The 16,656-nt window shown below is 38.3% G+C and carries 13 protein-coding genes; 7 read left to right on the plus strand and 6 right to left on the minus strand.

Going from position 1 to position 16,656, the window contains the following annotated elements; genetic code table 11:
* Positions 1-7: 7 nt before the first annotated feature.
* Genes DSM02_RS15085 through DSM02_RS15095 form a run of 3 tightly spaced genes read right to left on the minus strand, consistent with a single transcriptional unit; the run spans position 8 to position 2,217 of the window.
* On the minus strand, positions 8-1,111 hold the full coding sequence (locus DSM02_RS15085) for a hypothetical protein (RefSeq protein ID WP_128766398.1): 1,104 nt from the start codon (positions 1,109-1,111) through the stop codon (positions 8-10).
* Positions 1,092-1,649, minus strand: coding sequence for a DUF4179 domain-containing protein (locus tag DSM02_RS15090; protein WP_128766399.1), 558 nt, complete (start codon positions 1,647-1,649; stop codon positions 1,092-1,094). The genes DSM02_RS15085 and DSM02_RS15090 overlap by 20 nt, the downstream gene beginning before the upstream one ends.
* Positions 1,650-1,656: 7 nt before the next feature.
* Positions 1,657-2,217, minus strand: coding sequence for an RNA polymerase sigma factor (locus DSM02_RS15095; RefSeq protein ID WP_128766400.1), 561 nt, complete (start codon positions 2,215-2,217; stop codon positions 1,657-1,659).
* 226 nt (positions 2,218-2,443) lie between these two features.
* Here DSM02_RS15095 and lon point away from each other — a divergent pair, with 226 nt between their 5' ends.
* From lon to DSM02_RS15120, 5 genes are all read left to right on the plus strand, one after another.
* The gene (lon, locus tag DSM02_RS15100; protein WP_128766401.1) at positions 2,444-4,894 is read left to right on the plus strand and encodes an endopeptidase La; all 2,451 of its coding nucleotides are present in this window, start codon (positions 2,444-2,446) and stop codon (positions 4,892-4,894) included.
* Positions 4,895-5,057: 163 nt separating this feature from the next.
* A complete protein-coding gene (gene porQ / locus DSM02_RS15105) occupies positions 5,058-6,077 on the plus strand; it encodes a type IX secretion system protein PorQ (RefSeq protein ID WP_128766402.1) in 1,020 nt (339 codons plus the stop codon).
* Positions 6,078-6,120: 43 nt separating this feature from the next.
* Positions 6,121-6,816: a (d)CMP kinase gene (gene cmk, locus DSM02_RS15110; RefSeq protein WP_128766403.1), complete on the plus strand. Its 696-nt coding sequence runs from the start codon at positions 6,121-6,123 to the stop codon at positions 6,814-6,816.
* 81 nt (positions 6,817-6,897) lie between these two features.
* On the plus strand, positions 6,898-8,067 hold the full coding sequence (locus DSM02_RS15115; RefSeq protein ID WP_128766404.1) for an MFS transporter: 1,170 nt from the start codon (positions 6,898-6,900) through the stop codon (positions 8,065-8,067).
* A gap of 170 nt (positions 8,068-8,237) precedes the next feature.
* Positions 8,238-9,668, plus strand: a complete 1,431-nt coding sequence (locus tag DSM02_RS15120; RefSeq protein WP_128766405.1) for an NAD-dependent succinate-semialdehyde dehydrogenase — start codon at positions 8,238-8,240, stop codon at positions 9,666-9,668.
* 67 nt (positions 9,669-9,735) lie between these two features.
* Here DSM02_RS15120 and DSM02_RS15125 read toward each other — a convergent pair whose 3' ends face one another.
* The gene (locus tag DSM02_RS15125; RefSeq protein WP_128766406.1) at positions 9,736-10,575 is read right to left on the minus strand and encodes an alpha/beta hydrolase; all 840 of its coding nucleotides are present in this window, start codon (positions 10,573-10,575) and stop codon (positions 9,736-9,738) included.
* Between the two features lie 193 nt (positions 10,576-10,768).
* On the opposite strand from DSM02_RS15125, the gene rpsA reads away from it, so the two are divergent.
* Entirely contained in the window at positions 10,769-12,652 is a 1,884-nt protein-coding gene (gene rpsA, locus DSM02_RS15130) for a 30S ribosomal protein S1 (protein WP_128761222.1), read from the plus strand.
* Positions 12,653-12,802: 150 nt separating this feature from the next.
* On the plus strand, positions 12,803-13,981 hold the full coding sequence (locus tag DSM02_RS15135) for a GlmU family protein (RefSeq protein WP_128766407.1): 1,179 nt from the start codon (positions 12,803-12,805) through the stop codon (positions 13,979-13,981).
* On the opposite strand, the gene DSM02_RS15140 is transcribed toward DSM02_RS15135, so the two are convergent.
* Together DSM02_RS15140 and DSM02_RS15145 are read right to left on the minus strand one after the other, a co-directional pair.
* On the minus strand, positions 13,978-15,564 hold the full coding sequence (locus DSM02_RS15140; RefSeq protein ID WP_128766408.1) for a DHA2 family efflux MFS transporter permease subunit: 1,587 nt from the start codon (positions 15,562-15,564) through the stop codon (positions 13,978-13,980). The two genes, DSM02_RS15135 and DSM02_RS15140, sit on opposite strands and share 4 nt — an antisense overlap.
* A 6-nt stretch (positions 15,565-15,570) precedes the next feature.
* Positions 15,571-16,653, minus strand: coding sequence for an HlyD family secretion protein (locus tag DSM02_RS15145; protein ID WP_128766409.1), 1,083 nt, complete (start codon positions 16,651-16,653; stop codon positions 15,571-15,573).
* Between the last annotated feature and the right edge of the window lie 3 nt (positions 16,654-16,656).

The following is a 16,656-nucleotide window of genomic DNA, read 5'->3' on the forward strand; positions in this document are numbered from 1 at the left end:
TATTTAATTAATTGACTTTATAAAAACTTACACCACCATACTCTGAATTGATGCTTAAGTTATTTTTAGCAGAAGCACTACCGTAATAGCCTTCATAGTATTTATCTGATGATTCAATTTGACGTTTTGTGATCTCAAACTCTTCTTCACCTTTAAGACTAGCGTAATCAAGCTTGATTATAAAATTGAATTTATAAGCTGTGTTGTAACCAACTTTAACTCCGGCATATTCTGTATTGATGCGTACATTACCTGCATTTGCGGTAAGCTCATCAATACGTAGCGAACCATAATCCATATTCAAATCAAGATTACCGCTTACTTTACCCAGTTTTACACTAAGGTAATCAGAGCTTCCTTCTATATTATTTACAGCGTCTAATGATACTCCACCATAATCACAACTGTATTTGAGGTTTTTGACGGCACCAAAATTTGACTTGGTATAATCTGCATTAAGCACTACATTTTCTGCTTTTTCAAGTGTGAACGAACTGTAGTCAGCGCTTATTTTACCACTTTTCATATAAGTGATATTCGAGTTATTGGTGTAATCAAAGCTCAATACGTTATTATCTGCTAAGAGTTCGCCTAGATCCAGATGTCCATAGTCACAAGATATTTTAGCAACACCTTTTATTTTATCTATCGAAATACCACCATAATCATTGCTCAAGTCAACCTTATTTGTAATTGGAACTTTGATCTTATAGTTGATTTCCATATTTACATTATTGTTGCTTGAAGTCCAGCTGCTCCACCACGAGCTTCTGCCTTCTTCAATCTCTGTTCGAGCAGAAACCATATCGGCGCTGGCATCAAATTTTACTTCGATTTCATTAAGTTTTTTCGTCACTTTATCCTCGTCATTACCGTTTGTTTTTACAATAACCTCAATAACGACTTTGTTCTGTTCCCAAGAAATCACGTCTACATTTCCGTAGCTATTATTGATCTTAAGCAACGCATCTGAATTAACGTTGTATTCTTTAGTAATCTTCTTTTCTTTAGTATAGCGACCTTTAAAGTGATCAGGATCGTTTCCGTTAGCAAAGGTCACCGCGCTGGTTACCAAGAAAAGTAGTAGGGTTTTATAGTAATTGATCTTCATAATCGTTTGTTTTAATTTTTTTGATTGATTCTATTTCTTCTAAAACAGTGTTGAGTAAATCTATACGTGCCTGAAAATTGGCAATCATCGCATAGATAACGCGTTTATCCTCCCCGCTTGTGGCCAAATCATTGGTAAGTTTATTATAATCTTTTTCAAGAATTTCGAGTTGTACAAGCGCATCTTCAACCAGTTTTTGGGTTTGTGGAGTGCGTGCTTCATTAATATTATAAAGCTCTTCTTCAATTGCTTTTGTAAAGAAGTCTTGTGTTTTAGCCATTTCTGGAGAAACGGCTGCAAGACCTACATTTGAAACTGTGGGTTTTACGGTAGCATAACCTGCAAATACAAGGAGTACAATTGCGGCGGCGGCTGCCAGAGGTTTCCACCAGCCTAAAGTACGGGTGGTAACAACTTTTTCTTCTTTTTTACGTTCTTTGAGTTTGTCTAAAAAGCGCAGTTCATGACCATCGCCGGGCTCGGCAATGTCAAAACAGTCTCGCTGTTCTTCAAACCAGTTTTCTAAATTCGTTTTCATAATTCTTTTATTCTGTGATTATATCACTTAATTTTTTTCTTAAACTTTCTTTCGCTCGGGAAATAGTTGTTCTGCAATTGGCATAACTTATTCCCAGTATTTCACTCATTTCTTCATAATCATAACCTTCTATTAGGTTTAAGGTTAGAGCTACTCTGTAATTCTCTTTGAGGTGATTCATAGTATGCATTACACGCTGTATTTCAAGATTATCTGTATCACACTCTGTAATGCCTTGGTTTTCATCTTCCAGTCTGTACATTGTGTCTTCAAGATCATCTTCTTTACGGCGTACACGTTTATTGTAGCTGCTTATACTATTGTTTACCACAATACGCTTAAGCCAACTGCCAAATGTAGCTTCACCGCTATAACTCTCAAGCTTCGTAAAGGCACTTAAAAAAGATTCTTGCATAACATCTTCGGCTTCAGCGCTATCTTTTACAATACGTAGCGAAGTATTGTACATGGCTTTGTAATAGCGCTTATAAACCGCAAGTTGCGCTTGCTGATTTCCGTTTTTACATTGCTCTATGAGCAAGTCAATATGATGGTTAGTAGTATTCAATAGGTTAATGCTTCACTATAAAGATACAGTTCGTTAGGTTTTGTTACAGTTGTTAGAATTTTTTTTCAAATCTTTAAAAAAATTAAGGTGGCATAACAATTGAATTATATTTAAAACAAAATACCTCTAGAGGCTCAATAGCCCGTTAATAAAGGGGTTAAACCAAATAAAAAAGATCGCATTGTTCTGAATATTTAAAAATTATGACAATGTGGCGTTAAATAATATGGCTAGAACAAAATTTACAAATCTTGACAATCTGTCATTGCAGGACTTTGAAGGAGATGCTGAATTAATCCCGTTGATGACCCCTGAAGATGAAGATGAGATAAATCGTGAAGAATTACCAGAAACCTTACCTATTTTACCACTAAGGAATACAGTTTTATTTCCCGGTGTGGTGATCCCCATTACTGCAGGACGTGATATGTCTATAGACTTGATCAACGAAGCAAATAAGGGGTCAAAAATTATAGGTGTTGTTTCTCAAAAAGATGAGACTGTAGAAAATCCTTCTGCAGACGATATCAATACTACAGGTGTAGTGGCTCGTATTTTACGAGTTTTAAAAATGCCTGACGGGAATGTTACCGTTATCATTCAAGGAAAGAAACGTTTTAATGTAGCTGAGGTTATTACCGAAAAACCGTATCTGGTTGCAACAGTACGTGAAGTTCCTGAAACACGCCCCGAGAAGAATTCTGCTGAATTTAAAGCGATCATAGAGTCTATAAAAGAACAAGCTTTACAAATCATTAAGCAGTCGCCCAACATCCCAAGTGAGGCTGGTTTTGCTATAAAAAACATAGAAAGCGAATCGTTTTTAATCAATTTTGTGAGTTCTAATATGAATCTCACGGTTTCTGAAAAACAAGGACTTCTAGAAATCAATGATTTGCAGGAGCGTGCTTTGCAAACTTTGCGTCATATGAATACCGAAATGCAAAAACTGGAGCTGAAAAATGATATTCAGAGCCGGGTGCATAATGATATGAGTCAGCAGCAGCGCGAGTATTTCTTACATCAGCAGATGAAAACTATTCAGGAAGAACTGGGGGGTGTTTCTCAGGAAGATGAGATTGATGAAATGCGCCAGCGTGCAAAGAAGAAGAAGTGGGATGAGAAAGTAGGTAAGCAGTTTAAAAAAGAGCTTGCCAAAATGCAGCGTATGAACCCACAGGTTGCAGAATACAGTATTCAGCGTAACTATTTAGATCTGTTTTTAGACCTTCCTTGGAATAAATTCAGTAAAGATAAATTTGATCTTAAACGTGCTAAGAAAATATTAGATCGGGATCATTATGGTCTTGACGATGTTAAAAAGCGTATCATAGAATATCTCGCAGTTCTTAAACTACGTAATGATATGAAGTCACCTATTCTATGCCTTTACGGACCTCCTGGAGTTGGTAAAACTTCTTTAGGAAAATCTGTAGCTGAGGCCTTAGGACGTGAATATGTGCGTATGAGTTTAGGTGGTTTACGTGATGAAGCTGAGATACGTGGTCACCGTAAAACCTATATAGGTGCGATGCCGGGTAGAATTCTTCAGAGTTTGAAAAAAGCAGGCACCAGTAATCCTGTTTTTGTATTGGATGAGATTGACAAGTTGAGCAACAGCAATCAGGGAGATCCTTCTTCGGCTTTGCTAGAAGTTTTAGATCCTGAACAAAATTCAGAATTTCACGATAACTTCTTGGAGTTAGGTTTTGACCTTTCTAAAGTGATGTTTATCGCTACTGCAAACAATCTCGGAAACATTCAGCCTGCATTGCGTGATCGTATGGAGATCATAAATGTAACCGGTTATACGATTGAAGAAAAAGTTGAGATTGGTAAACGCCACTTGCTTCCGAAGCAATTGAAAGAACATGGTGTTACTGCAGATCAACTTAAAATCGCTAAACCACAATTAGAGAAAATAGTTGAGGGGTATACCCGTGAGTCTGGGGTACGAGGACTAGAAAAACAAATCGCGAAAATGGTGCGTTATGCTGCTAAAAATATCGCGATGGAAGAGGAGTATAATGTGAAGATTGATAATGCAACGGTTATTGATGTGCTGGGTTCTCCTAAACTACAGCGTAACAAGTATGAGAATAACGAAGTTGCCGGAGTGGTAACCGGTTTGGCTTGGACGCAGGTAGGTGGTGATATTCTTTTTATAGAATCGATACTTTCTAAAGGTAAAGGAAACCTTACGGTTACCGGGAACTTAGGAAAAGTTATGAAAGAGAGTGCAACACTTGCCATGGAATACATTAAATCTAATGCCGAAGAACTGAAATTAGATCCATCGGTATTTGAGAAATACAATGTGCATATTCACGTGCCAGAAGGTGCAACTCCAAAAGATGGTCCTAGTGCGGGTATCACCATGTTAACTTCATTAGTTTCATTGTTCACCCAACGTAAAGTGAAGAAAAATATAGCAATGACTGGTGAGATCACGCTTCGAGGAAAAGTACTTCCTGTGGGAGGAATTAAAGAAAAAATTCTTGCAGCAAAACGCGCCCATATTAAAGAGATTATTATGTGTGCTGAGAATGAGCGTGATATCAAAGAGATCAATGAGGAGTACTTAAAGGGGCTAACTTTTCACTATGTAAATGATATGAGTGAAGTTCTGGAGCTGGCTTTGACCAATCAGAAGGTTAAACGAGCTAAAGAACTCTAGTATTTAAGATTTATAATTCAAAGCCCGCTTTCTAATACAAGCGGGTTTTTTTGTGGAGACGAAATAAAGTAAATTATCTTTGAGCGTACTTGGGATACCTTTTTAATTTCGACTATCGTGTAACTTTGTTAGTCTTTAGAAGGGTATTGTTGCAAACGAACTTATGTTAAAAAAGCTATTACTGCTTCTTACTTTACATATGGGACTTACTGCTTTTGGGCAGTTAGGCGGTCGTGCAACGTACCAGTTTTTAAATTTGGTTTCTTCGCCTAAGCAAGCTGCCTTAGGAGGAAAATTGCTTACCGATCAAAGTTATGATCCCACTTCCGGCTTGTTCAATCCGGCTTCTATAAATACGGAAATGGATAACCAACTCTCTTTAAATTACGTCAATTATTTAGCAGATGTAAATTATGGTACGGTAAGTTATGCGTATGAGTATGACCGCCGTACGCAAGTGATTCACGCAGGAGTAACTTATGTAAATTATGGTACTTTTCAAGGTTTTGATGAGCGAGGTAATGCAACCTCAGACTTTAGTGGGGGCGAAGTGGCTTTTTCTGTGGGGTATGCCTATAATATTCCACGAACTGATTTTTTTATAGGTGCACATGCAAAATTGATTTCGTCTAAGCTTGAAGAATACACCTCACTGGGAGGAGCTGTTGATCTCGGGATTTTATATGTCAATGAAGATTTAGATCTCAATATAGGCGGCGTGGTGCGTAATATAGGAACGCAGTTTACCGCTTATGATGTTACCTATGAAAGGCTTCCGCTAGAAGTTGATTTTGGGATTTCTCAAAAGTTAGAACACGTTCCGCTTCGGTGGCATTTCACTCTGGAAAATTTACAAAATTGGAATGTAGCTTTTGCCAATCCGGCACGAGAAACTTCAGATTTAAGCGGCGATACAACTTCAGAAAATATAAATTTTTTTGATGAAGCTTTGCGACATATGATTTTTGCAGCAGAATTATTTCCTGATAAAGGCTTCAATATAAGGTTGGGTTATAACGTAAGAAGAGCTGAAGAACTACGCATTGTAGATCAGCGTAGTTTTGCAGGGCTCAGTGCCGGTTTCTCTATTAAGTTTAATAAATTGCGCCTGAGTTATAGCTATGCCAGATACAACAGTGCTGCAAGCTCAGGTTTCTTCGGTTTGAATATTGATTTACGATAAATGAGATTCAAGCCGATTAGTTTTAATATTCAACTCTAAACTTTTGAAAAAAATCACCATTGCCATAGACGGTTATTCTTCTACCGGAAAAAGTACAGTTGCTAAAATGTTAGCTAAAGAATTGAGTTACGTTTATGTAGATACGGGTGCGATGTATCGCGCGGTAACGCTTTATGCGATGCGAAAGATTTTTATAAAAGAAGGTCATTTTGATAAAGAAGCTCTGATCAGACATTTGTTTATGATTTCGGTAAAATTTCAAATGAATGAAAAGACCGGGATCGCTGATATGTATTTGAATGGTGAGAATGTAGAAAGAGAAATCAGGACCTTGGAAGTATCTAATTTTGTGAGTCAGGTTGCTGCGATTCCTGAGGTGCGTAAGCTTATGGTAAAAAAGCAACACGAAATGGGAAAAGAAAAAGGTATTGTGATGGACGGCCGGGATATAGGTACCGTTGTTTTTCCTGATGCAGAATTAAAGGTTTTTATGACTGCAACTGCAGATGAGCGTGCTCGCAGACGTTTTGAAGAACTGAAAGCTAACGGCGATGATGTGAGTTATGAAGCCGTTTTAGAGAACGTTCAAAAACGGGATCAGTTAGACACGAGTCGCAAGGATTCGCCACTAGTTCAAGCTGAAGATGCGATACTTTTAGATAACACAGATACAAATATCGAAGATCAGTTTCATATACTACTTCAGTTGGCAAAAGACCGCATCTTTGGCAGATGCTAATAAACTCGAAGTATAAAGCTGTTTTCTTTTATCCCTTGTGGCTTACTTGAAATCGTTTATTAAAACCTTCTAATTCCGTTGATGAAAGCTACCCAACTCAATAAATCCTTGCTGTATCTTATGGCAGCAGGAGCAGGTCTTGTTGTTGCCAATAACTATTACAACCAGCCATTACTCAATTTGATGGCAAATACATTTGACGTTTCCGAAGCTCAGGTGAGTAATATTCCGCTTGCGACACAATTGGGTTATGCTTTTGGGTTATTGTTTATCATTCCTCTAGGCGATAAATTTTCAAGGCGTAAAATTATTCTTATTGACTTTATTGCAATTATTGCAGCATTACTTGTTACTGCGATGGCTCCCAGTTTATTGGTGTTGACGATTTCAAGCTTTTGTGTTGGGTTTGCCTCTGTAGTGCCACAGTTGTTTGTGCCTATGGCTGCGCAATTAGCTACAGAAGAAAAACGAGGTAAAGCTATAGGGATCGTGATGAGTGGCTTGCTGATTGGAATTTTAGGCAGTCGGTTTTTAAGTGGAATGATAGGTGAATATTATGGCTGGCGGTTTATGTATTATCTAGCAGCCGGAATTATGGTTATTTACGCCATACTCCTGTATTTTAAACTTCCGGATGTTGCGACTGATTTTAAAGGAACTTATGTGCAACTTATGCGTTCTTTGCTGAAGCTTTTTAAAACCAAACCTGATGTACGTATTGCTGCATTGAGAGGTGCACTGGGCTTTGCAGGTTTTAGTGCGTTCTGGACCACACTGGTTTTTCTGATGGAAGCTAATTTTGGTTACGGTAGTGGTGGAGCCGGACTTTTTGGTGTATTGGGAATGGTGGGGGCATTAGGCGCAACTCTAGCCGGAAAACTGAATGATAAATACAATTCCCAAAATCTAATTTATATGTTTTCCGGTATTTTGGTCGTATCATGGATTGTGTTTCAATTTTCAGGAAGTTCATTAATCGGTTTGATAATAGGCGTTCTTCTTGTAGATTTTGGACTACAGTGTTTACACGTCACCAATCAGAATATCATTTTCAACCAGAATCCAGAAGCACGCAATCGCGTAAACACCATTTATATGGTAATCTATTTTATAGGAGGTGCTCTAGGTACTGTTACCGGAGCGTATGCCTGGCAACATTATCAGTGGGCAGGTGTTGCGACTTTAGGTCTGGCTTATTCTATACTCATTATTCTATTTCAGCTTTTGTTTCAATGGCGGTATAAACGATGAATTTTCAGTTTTAGGGATTTTTAGAAATCTGTTATGCTAAATTACCCATAAGATGTGCTTAAGGCTTTATTAAAACGACTTGCTTGAGCGGGGCTACTCATTAACTTTAAATAAAACAATCGGCAGCTTGTTAATACAAGTAAAACCGAAAACTATTTAAAAGATAAATTATGAGTACAGATATTTTAGAGAAGCCCAATGCAACGCAAAAAGCTTCAAGTAGCAATACAATCCAAACGATAAATCCAGCAACCGGTAAACTACTCAATAGTTATAAAATGATGACTGATCAGGAGGCTAGTGACGCTGTCAAAGCAACTCACGAAGCTTTTTTAACATGGAAAACTTTTTCGCTAGAAAAACGAGCTGACTATATTAAAAAAATTGGAGAGAGTTTAATTAAGCATAAAGACAGTCTTGTAAAATTAATGACTGAAGAGATGGGGAAACTCACGAGTCAGGGAGAGCAGGAAGTTGACCTGTCTGCCGGAATTTGTGAATATACCGCAAAGAATGGCCTGGAAGAGTTGAAAGATAAGGAGCGTACTTTACCGCAAGGAGGTAAGGGGTTAATTACATATTCGCCTTTAGGTGTAATTTATGGAATACAACCTTGGAATTTCCCAACCTATCAGGTGATGCGTTATACGATAGCGAACTTAATGGCAGGTAATGGTATTTTGCTGAAACATGCAGAGAACGTTACTGGCTCTGCGTTATTGATTGAAAAGATCATAAAAGATGCTGGTTTGCCCGAAAACATTTTTACGGTTCTGAGAATTTCTCACGACCAATCTGATGATATTATAGAAAATGATTTAGTACGCGGAGTAACTTTAACTGGTAGCGGAGTTGCAGGTAAAGTTGTAGGCGAAAAAGCAGGGAAAGCTTTAAAGAAGACTGTTTTAGAATTGGGTTCTAACGATGCATACTTGGTGTTAGATGATGCTGATATTGATGTTGCGGTAGAATGGAGTATTAAGGGTAGAACGTATAACAACGGCGAGACTTGTGTAGCTGCAAAGCGCTTTGTTGTGACCGAAAAAGTTTACGATGAATTTAAAGAGAAGTTTGTCGCCGGAATGAAAGAATTAAAATATGGTGATCCTAAAGATGACGCTGTAGATATGGGACCAATGGCACGTAAAGATTTACGTAAAAAACTGCACGATCAGGTAGAAGAAAGTGTTGCCAATGGAGCTGAAATTTTATGTGGAGGCAAGGTACCAGAAGGTGATGGCTATTTTTATCCTGCAACTATTTTAGGTAATGTAAAACCCGGTCAATCTGCATATGATGATGAATTATTTGGTCCGGTTGCTTCTTTAATAAAAGCTAAGGATAACCAAGATGCTATGCGTATAGCTAACGATAGCCGATTTGGTTTAGGTGGGGGTATTTTCTCTAAAGATGAAGATGCTGCATTTGAATTGGCTAAGAATCATTTTGATACTGGGATGGTATTTATCAACAGTTTTGGTCTGGCTCAGCCCAATATGCCTTTTGGTGGAGTAAAAGCATCAGGTTATGGTAGAGAACATGGTGGTTTTGGTATTAAAGAATTTGTAAATGAGAAAGCAATCATGAGACTTAATAAGTGATTTTAATACCTCTTGAAACAAAAATCCCCGTTCAGTGATGAGCGGGGATTTTTTTGTTAACTTTTCGTTATTGAATTTCACTCAAAATCCAATCAACATAATAAGTCAGAACTTCTTCTTTGTTGAGCTCGTTATGGGTCTCGTGTCTCAAATCTTTCCAAGACTTAAATTTAATTTGATCCTGATGTCTTGATGCTAATGTTTTGGATGCTTTGTACTTTGTGATTTTATCCGCTGTGCCGTGTGCTAATAAAACAGGAGCTTTAAAATCAAAAGTTTTATCCATAAGATAAACGCCGTTATCATTCAGACCGAAAAAAAGCCGTGTAGAAGCGTCACCGTGCACCAACTCATCTTTAAGATATGCTTTGCCTACTTCGGGATCGCGGGAAAGATCGTCAGGATTTAATTTGGTTTGTTGAACAGGATTTAATGCAAAGGTTAACGCCATTCTCCCGAGAATAATTTTTAAAGCTCCGGGATTTTTCACAAGTTTTAGCCAGGGCGAAGTAACTAGAGCCCCTTTAGGTGGTAAAGCGGTAAGAAGAAGATACCTTAAAACAATGCCGCCTCCCATACTGTGACCGTATAGAAACACAGGTGTGTCGGGATTTTCATCAACTGCTTTTTCATAAATAAAATCTACTGCAAGAATAAAATCTTGTAACGAGCGTACCACTCCGCGTTTTCCACTTGATTTACCATGACCGGGAAGATCTACCGCATAACAACTTATCTTTTTTATATTGAAAAATTGAGCGACGTGCTCATACCTGCCTAGGTGCTCGCCAAAACCATGAATCATACACACAACAGCTTTTTGATTAGGTACTTTCCATAGCTTTCCAAAGAGCTCATGTCTAGCAGTTTGTCCCTTAAAAGTTTCCGCAGAAATTTCTTCTTGCATATTTTTTATTTTAGAATTGAAAATATGAAAAGTTTATGTAATTTTGCACTCCTTTTGACAACAGTTAGGAAGCACAAAAGGCGCAGAGAAGAATTTTATTCTTAGCTGTTGAAAACAAATATTCTAAACCTCTTTTATGGTTTTGTGTTGTTTAGTTTCCGCGAAAGCGTAAAATACAAATTTTTAATCAGCAATGGCTGAAGAAAACAAAAACCCGGAAGCTCAAGAAGCAGTAGAGCTTAAAACAAATGTTGCAGCAGCAGAAGAACTTGCTACTCCTGATGCAATTGAAGAGCCAAAAGGTTACGAAAGTGCTGCACAAGCAAACCCTGAGAAATTTCTTAAAGAATTTAACTGGCATAACTACGAGGAAGGTATTGACCCAATCGATGATGACAAGTTAGATGAGTTTGAAAAGCTTGTGGCAGAAAACTTTGTTGACACTCTTGATGACGAAGTTGTAGAAGGTACCGTAATCAACATCACAGATCGTGATGCTATTATAGATATCAATGCAAAATCTGAAGGCGTAATTTCTCTTAACGAGTTTCGTTACAACCCAGATCTTAAAGTAGGTGATACTGTTGAGGTATTAATTGATGTGCGTGAAGATGCAACTGGTCAATTAATTTTATCTCACCGTAAAGCTCGTGTAATCAAAGCTTGGGAGCGTGTAAATAAAGCTCACGAAGATGGTACTATTGTTACCGGTTTTGTAAAAGCACGTACTAAAGGTGGGATGATCGTTGACGTATTTGGTATAGAAGCGTTCTTACCAGGTTCTCAAATTGATGTTAAGCCTATTCGTGATTACGATGCTTATGTGAATAAAACAATGGAATTTAAAGTTGTGAAAATCAACCAGGAATTCAAAAACGTTGTTGTCTCTCACAAAGCGCTTATCGAAGCAGATATCGAAGAACAGAAAAAAGAAATCATTGGGCAGCTTGAAAAAGGTCAGGTTCTTGAAGGTACCGTTAAAAACATTACTTCTTACGGAGTATTCGTTGACCTTGGTGGCGTAGATGGATTGGTTCACATTACAGATCTTTCTTGGTCTCGTATCAACCACCCTAATGAGATCGTTGATCTAGATCAGAAATTAAACGTTGTTATCCTTGACTTTGATGAGGATAAAACACGTATCCAACTTGGTCTTAAGCAGCTTAAGAAGCACCCATGGGATGCTCTTAGCGAAACCTTAAGCGTAGGGGATAAAGTAAAAGGTAAAGTAGTTGTAATCGCAGATTACGGTGCTTTTGTAGAAGTAGAAGAAGGAGTTGAAGGTCTTATCCACGTTAGTGAGATGTCTTGGTCTACGCACTTGCGCAGCGCTCAGGATTTCGTAAATGTTGGTGACGAAGTTGAAGCTCAGATTCTTACTATGGATCGCGAAGATCGTAAGATGTCTCTTGGTATCAAGCAATTATCGCAAGATCCTTGGACAGACATTACTACTAAATATCCTGTAGGATCTCGTCATACCGGTATTGTACGTAACTTCACTAACTTTGGTGTATTCGTAGAATTAGAAGAAGGTATTGATGGTCTTATCTACATCTCAGACCTTTCTTGGACTAAGAAAATCAAGCATCCATCAGAATTTACAAACATTGGTGATAAACTAGAGGTTGTAGTTCTTGAGCTTGATGTAGAAGGACGTAAACTAAGCTTAGGTCACAAGCAGATTGAAGACAATCCTTGGGATAAATATGAAGCTGAGTTTGCAGTAGGAACGAAGCACACCGGTACAATCGGAGAGATTGTAGATAAGGGAGCAACTGTAGAATTCAACGAGGACATCGTGGCATTTATTCCAGGGCGTCACTTAGAGAAAGAAGATGGTAGCAAACTTGGTAAAGGTGATGAAGCAGAGTTCCAGATCATTGAGTTTAATAAAGACTTTAAACGTGTAGTTGCATCGCATACTGCATTATTTAAAGAAGAGGAAGCTAAGATTGTTAAGCAGGCAGCTAAGAAAGCAGCTGATTCTGCAGCAGCTAGTGCACCTACTTTAGGAGACGCTAATGATGCTCTTGCAGCATTGAAAAAGAAAATGGAAAAAGGCGGTAACTAAGCCCTAATGTTTTTAATATAGAGAAGCCCTTTAGCATTTGCTAAAGGGCTTTTTTTATATCTAAATCTTAAAGTGATTTAATTTTTACTACAGAGATTCTCTAGATATAAATGTTTAATTTCGCTTACCAAATCAATTAGAATCACCAGAATGAACTACATCCTCTTTGACGGTCCTGTACGCAATCAATTATTACCTTTTACGTATACTAAGCCGGTGGCAGATTTAAGAATCGGTATTTTGACTATTCGTGAAAAGTGGGAAAAGCATCTGGGCAGCACAACTTCCACAATTACTGAGGATTATTTGTCTGATAAATACCCAATGGTTGAGTTTGAAGAAAATGTGATGATTAATGCGGCTTATCTGCCTACTGAAATCTTAGTGGAAATGATAGTTGACCTTCAACAAAATCAAGCGATTTTTGATGGTGAAGATCTTGTTGCTTTTTATAGCGATGATAGTCAGGAAGAAATAGATTTTGATACGTATGAGCAGTTAGAAATTCCGGAAGAGGCTGTGTTTAAGGTTGAGAATACTTGGGATATTTTCAGTAAAAATCACGATGCAATTCGGTTAGATTATGATTTGTTAACTGAAGACCGAAAGTCAGCTCTAATTCCTTCGACTGTGCAAACCCTCAATCCTGAGAATATATTTATTGAAGAAGGAGTAAAGCTTAACTTTTGTACGCTTAACGCTTCAGAAGGCCCTATTTATATTGGTAAAGATTCTGAAATAATGGAAGGTGCTCTTATTAGAGGTCCTTTTGCAATGTGTGAGCATGCTACCGTAAAAATGGGAGCTAAGATTTATACCGGGACAACCATTGGCCCGTATTGTAAAGTAGGGGGAGAGGTTACTAATTCGGTTTTGATGGCCTATTCTAATAAAGGTCACGATGGATATTTGGGGAACTCGGTTTTGGGGGAATGGTGTAACATAGGTGCTGATTCTAATAACAGTAACCTGAAGAATAATTACGAAGAAGTGCGTCTATGGAATTATGAGACTGAAGGTTTCTCAAAAACCGGACTCCAGTTTTGTGGTTTAATTATGGGAGATCATAGTAAGTGCGGTATCAATACGATGTTTAATACCGGTACGGTTATCGGTGTGAGTGTTAATATATTTGGAACCGGATTTCCACGAAATTTCATTCCATCTTTCAGTTGGGGTGGCGCTGCAGGTTTTACAACTTATAAAACAGTAAAAGCTTTTCAGACGGCAAAGCTGGTGATGGAACGCCGCAACATACCATTTGATGAGCAAGAAGCGGCGATCTTAGAACATGTTTTTGAAGAAACTGCTAAGTACAGAAGGTATTAGTGAACTGAAGAAGTATCTACTTTTCCGGCTCCTTTTTTCAGCATTAAAACAAAAGGTACGCAAATAAGGAATAAAATTCCTAAGTATAAGAACACATCCATATACGTGAGTACAGTACTTTGAAGCATAATTTTTCCCTCTAAAACCTGATACGCACGATCTAAAGCTTCATTAAAACTGAAGCCTTTGCCCATAAACATGTGTTGCAAGCCTTTTAGCTGTTCTTGAGTTTGAGTATTTACAGCGCTGATATTTGGTATCAGGTCTACGCGGTGTTGTTGATTCAGTCTGCTGATCATTGTCGTTATGATAGCAATACCAAAAGAACCACCTAACTGACGCATCATCCCGGTAAAAGCTGCTCCTTCACCTATTTCAGCACCTTTTAGTGTGGATAAAGCTAAGGTAGTAATAGGCACAAAAAGCAATCCTAATCCCATTCCGCGTACCACAAGTGGCCAAAACATGGCCTCGCTAGAAGTGTCTGGGGTGAGCAAGTTGTGCATCCACAAACTATAGAGGAAAAAACCTATAAAACCGCCCGCAACCAAATACTTTGCAGGAATACCGCGTTCTAAAAGCTTACCGATAATTGGCATCATCAACCCGGTAGTTATCGAACTTGGAATTAACAAGAGCCCTGCATCTGTAGCGGTCCAGCCCAGGATAGATTGAGTGTAAATAGGGATTACAAACGTAGAACCATACAGCCCAAAACCTAAAATAAACGTCATTATGGTACCTGTCCATAAATTTGTATTACGGAGTACTCTCAAGTTTACAATTGGATATTTATAAACCAATTCTCTCCAGATAAAAGCCACCAGGCCAAATGCTGAAACAACACTTAGCGTTACAATCATATGATCTTCAAACCAGTCATCTTGTTGCCCATGTTCTAATACAAATTGCAATGAACCAATAAATGCGGTTAGAAATACAATTCCCCACCAGTCAACTTGATTAGCTCTTAATTTTTCACCATATTTTGGACTTCTTACATACATTATCGTAAGAATGGTGGCAATGATTCCTATTGGGATATTGATGTAAAAAATATAAGGCCACGAGTAATTATCTACTAAATAACCGCCTAATGGTGGACCTAAAGTAGGTCCCACAATAACACCCATTCCATAAATGGCTTGTGCCATACCACGTTTTGCGGCTGGATAACTTTCGGTAATGATAGTTTGTGCAGTAACGAGAAGTGCTCCACCTCCTAAACCTTGTACAAATCTAAAAGCTACCAATTCCCAGATATTTGTGGCGTTTCCGCAGAGAAAAGATGAAAACGTAAATATGACAATCGAAACGGCAAAATAATTACGTCTACCAAATTGTTTAGAAAGCCAACTTGTCATCGGGATGATGATGACGTTTGCTATTGCATAGGCGGTAATTACCCAGGCAACGTCTGTTAAAGTTGCACCCAGACTACCGCGCATATCATTTAACGCAACGTTTACAATGGTTGTATCTACTATTTCCAGTAGGGCACAGAGAATAGCGGTAATCGTAATAATCACGCGTCTAAAACCGTACTCAACCAGACTGTCTTGTGCTTCAATAGCCTCAGGCATGATTTTTTAATTTAGATGAACATCTATTTCGGCGTTCATTCCGGCGCGCAATAGCGCCAGTTTTGCTGCGTCATTTGCATTTGTAAAGTTGATCTTCACCGGAAGTCTCTGTACCGTTTTGACAAAATTCCCAGTTGCATTATCGGGAGGTAAAAGCGAGAAACGTGCTCCTGTCGCCGGAGAAAAATTACTGATAATCCCTTCAAATTCTACATCAGGAAAGGCATCAATGGTAATACCTACTTTTTGCCCTACTTTCATATCGTTCAGTTGCGTTTCTTTAAAGTTTGCAACCACCCATTTGTTTTGTGTATTTACCAAATAAAATAAAGCCTGTCCCGGCTGCACAAATTGACCTTGCTGCATTTCAACCGAAGAAAGTTGGCCGTCTATAGGAGCAGTTACTACTGTATAATCCAGATTGAGTTGCGCAGCATCTACCTGTGCTTGTGCACTCTTAACATTAGCTTCTGCAACTGCTACTTGTTTTTCGGTCACCTTACTCTGAGAAGTAGCAGCCTGACTCTGACTTCTTACAGCTTTCTGCTGATCTTCTAAAACCGAAAGACGTGCAGCAGCTTCTTGTTTTGAGGCCAAAGCCTGCTCGTATTGTTGTGTGGTGATGCTTTTATTATCATAAAGATTTTTATAGCGGGTATAATCATCTGTAGCTCTTCTAAGTTGAATTTTTGCAGACTCTATACTTCCGTAAGTTGAAGAAACCTGAGCATACGATGCATTTGCATTAGCCTGTGATGAACCTATTGAAGATTCTGCAACAGCAACCTGACTTTGAGCAGCAGCCAAATTAGCTTTTGCTTGTTCTAGCTGAACGAGATAATCACGCTGATCTATAGTAAAAAGCGTGTCTCCTGCTTTAACAATATCATTATCAGACACAAAAATTTTATCGACATAACCACCCACGTGCGGAATGATCGAGTTCATATTTGCTTCTACCTGAGCATCGTCTGTCTCCTCGTGAGAAAGAGAATGTACAAACTTATAACCTCCGTAAGCAACACCAAGTATCACAAGAACTGAGATAATGATGATAAACTTTTTATTGGTTTTTTTCTTCTGTTCCATTTT

Source organism: Leeuwenhoekiella polynyae (assembly GCF_004104075.1).
Lineage (GTDB): Bacteria > Bacteroidota > Bacteroidia > Flavobacteriales > Flavobacteriaceae > Leeuwenhoekiella > Leeuwenhoekiella polynyae.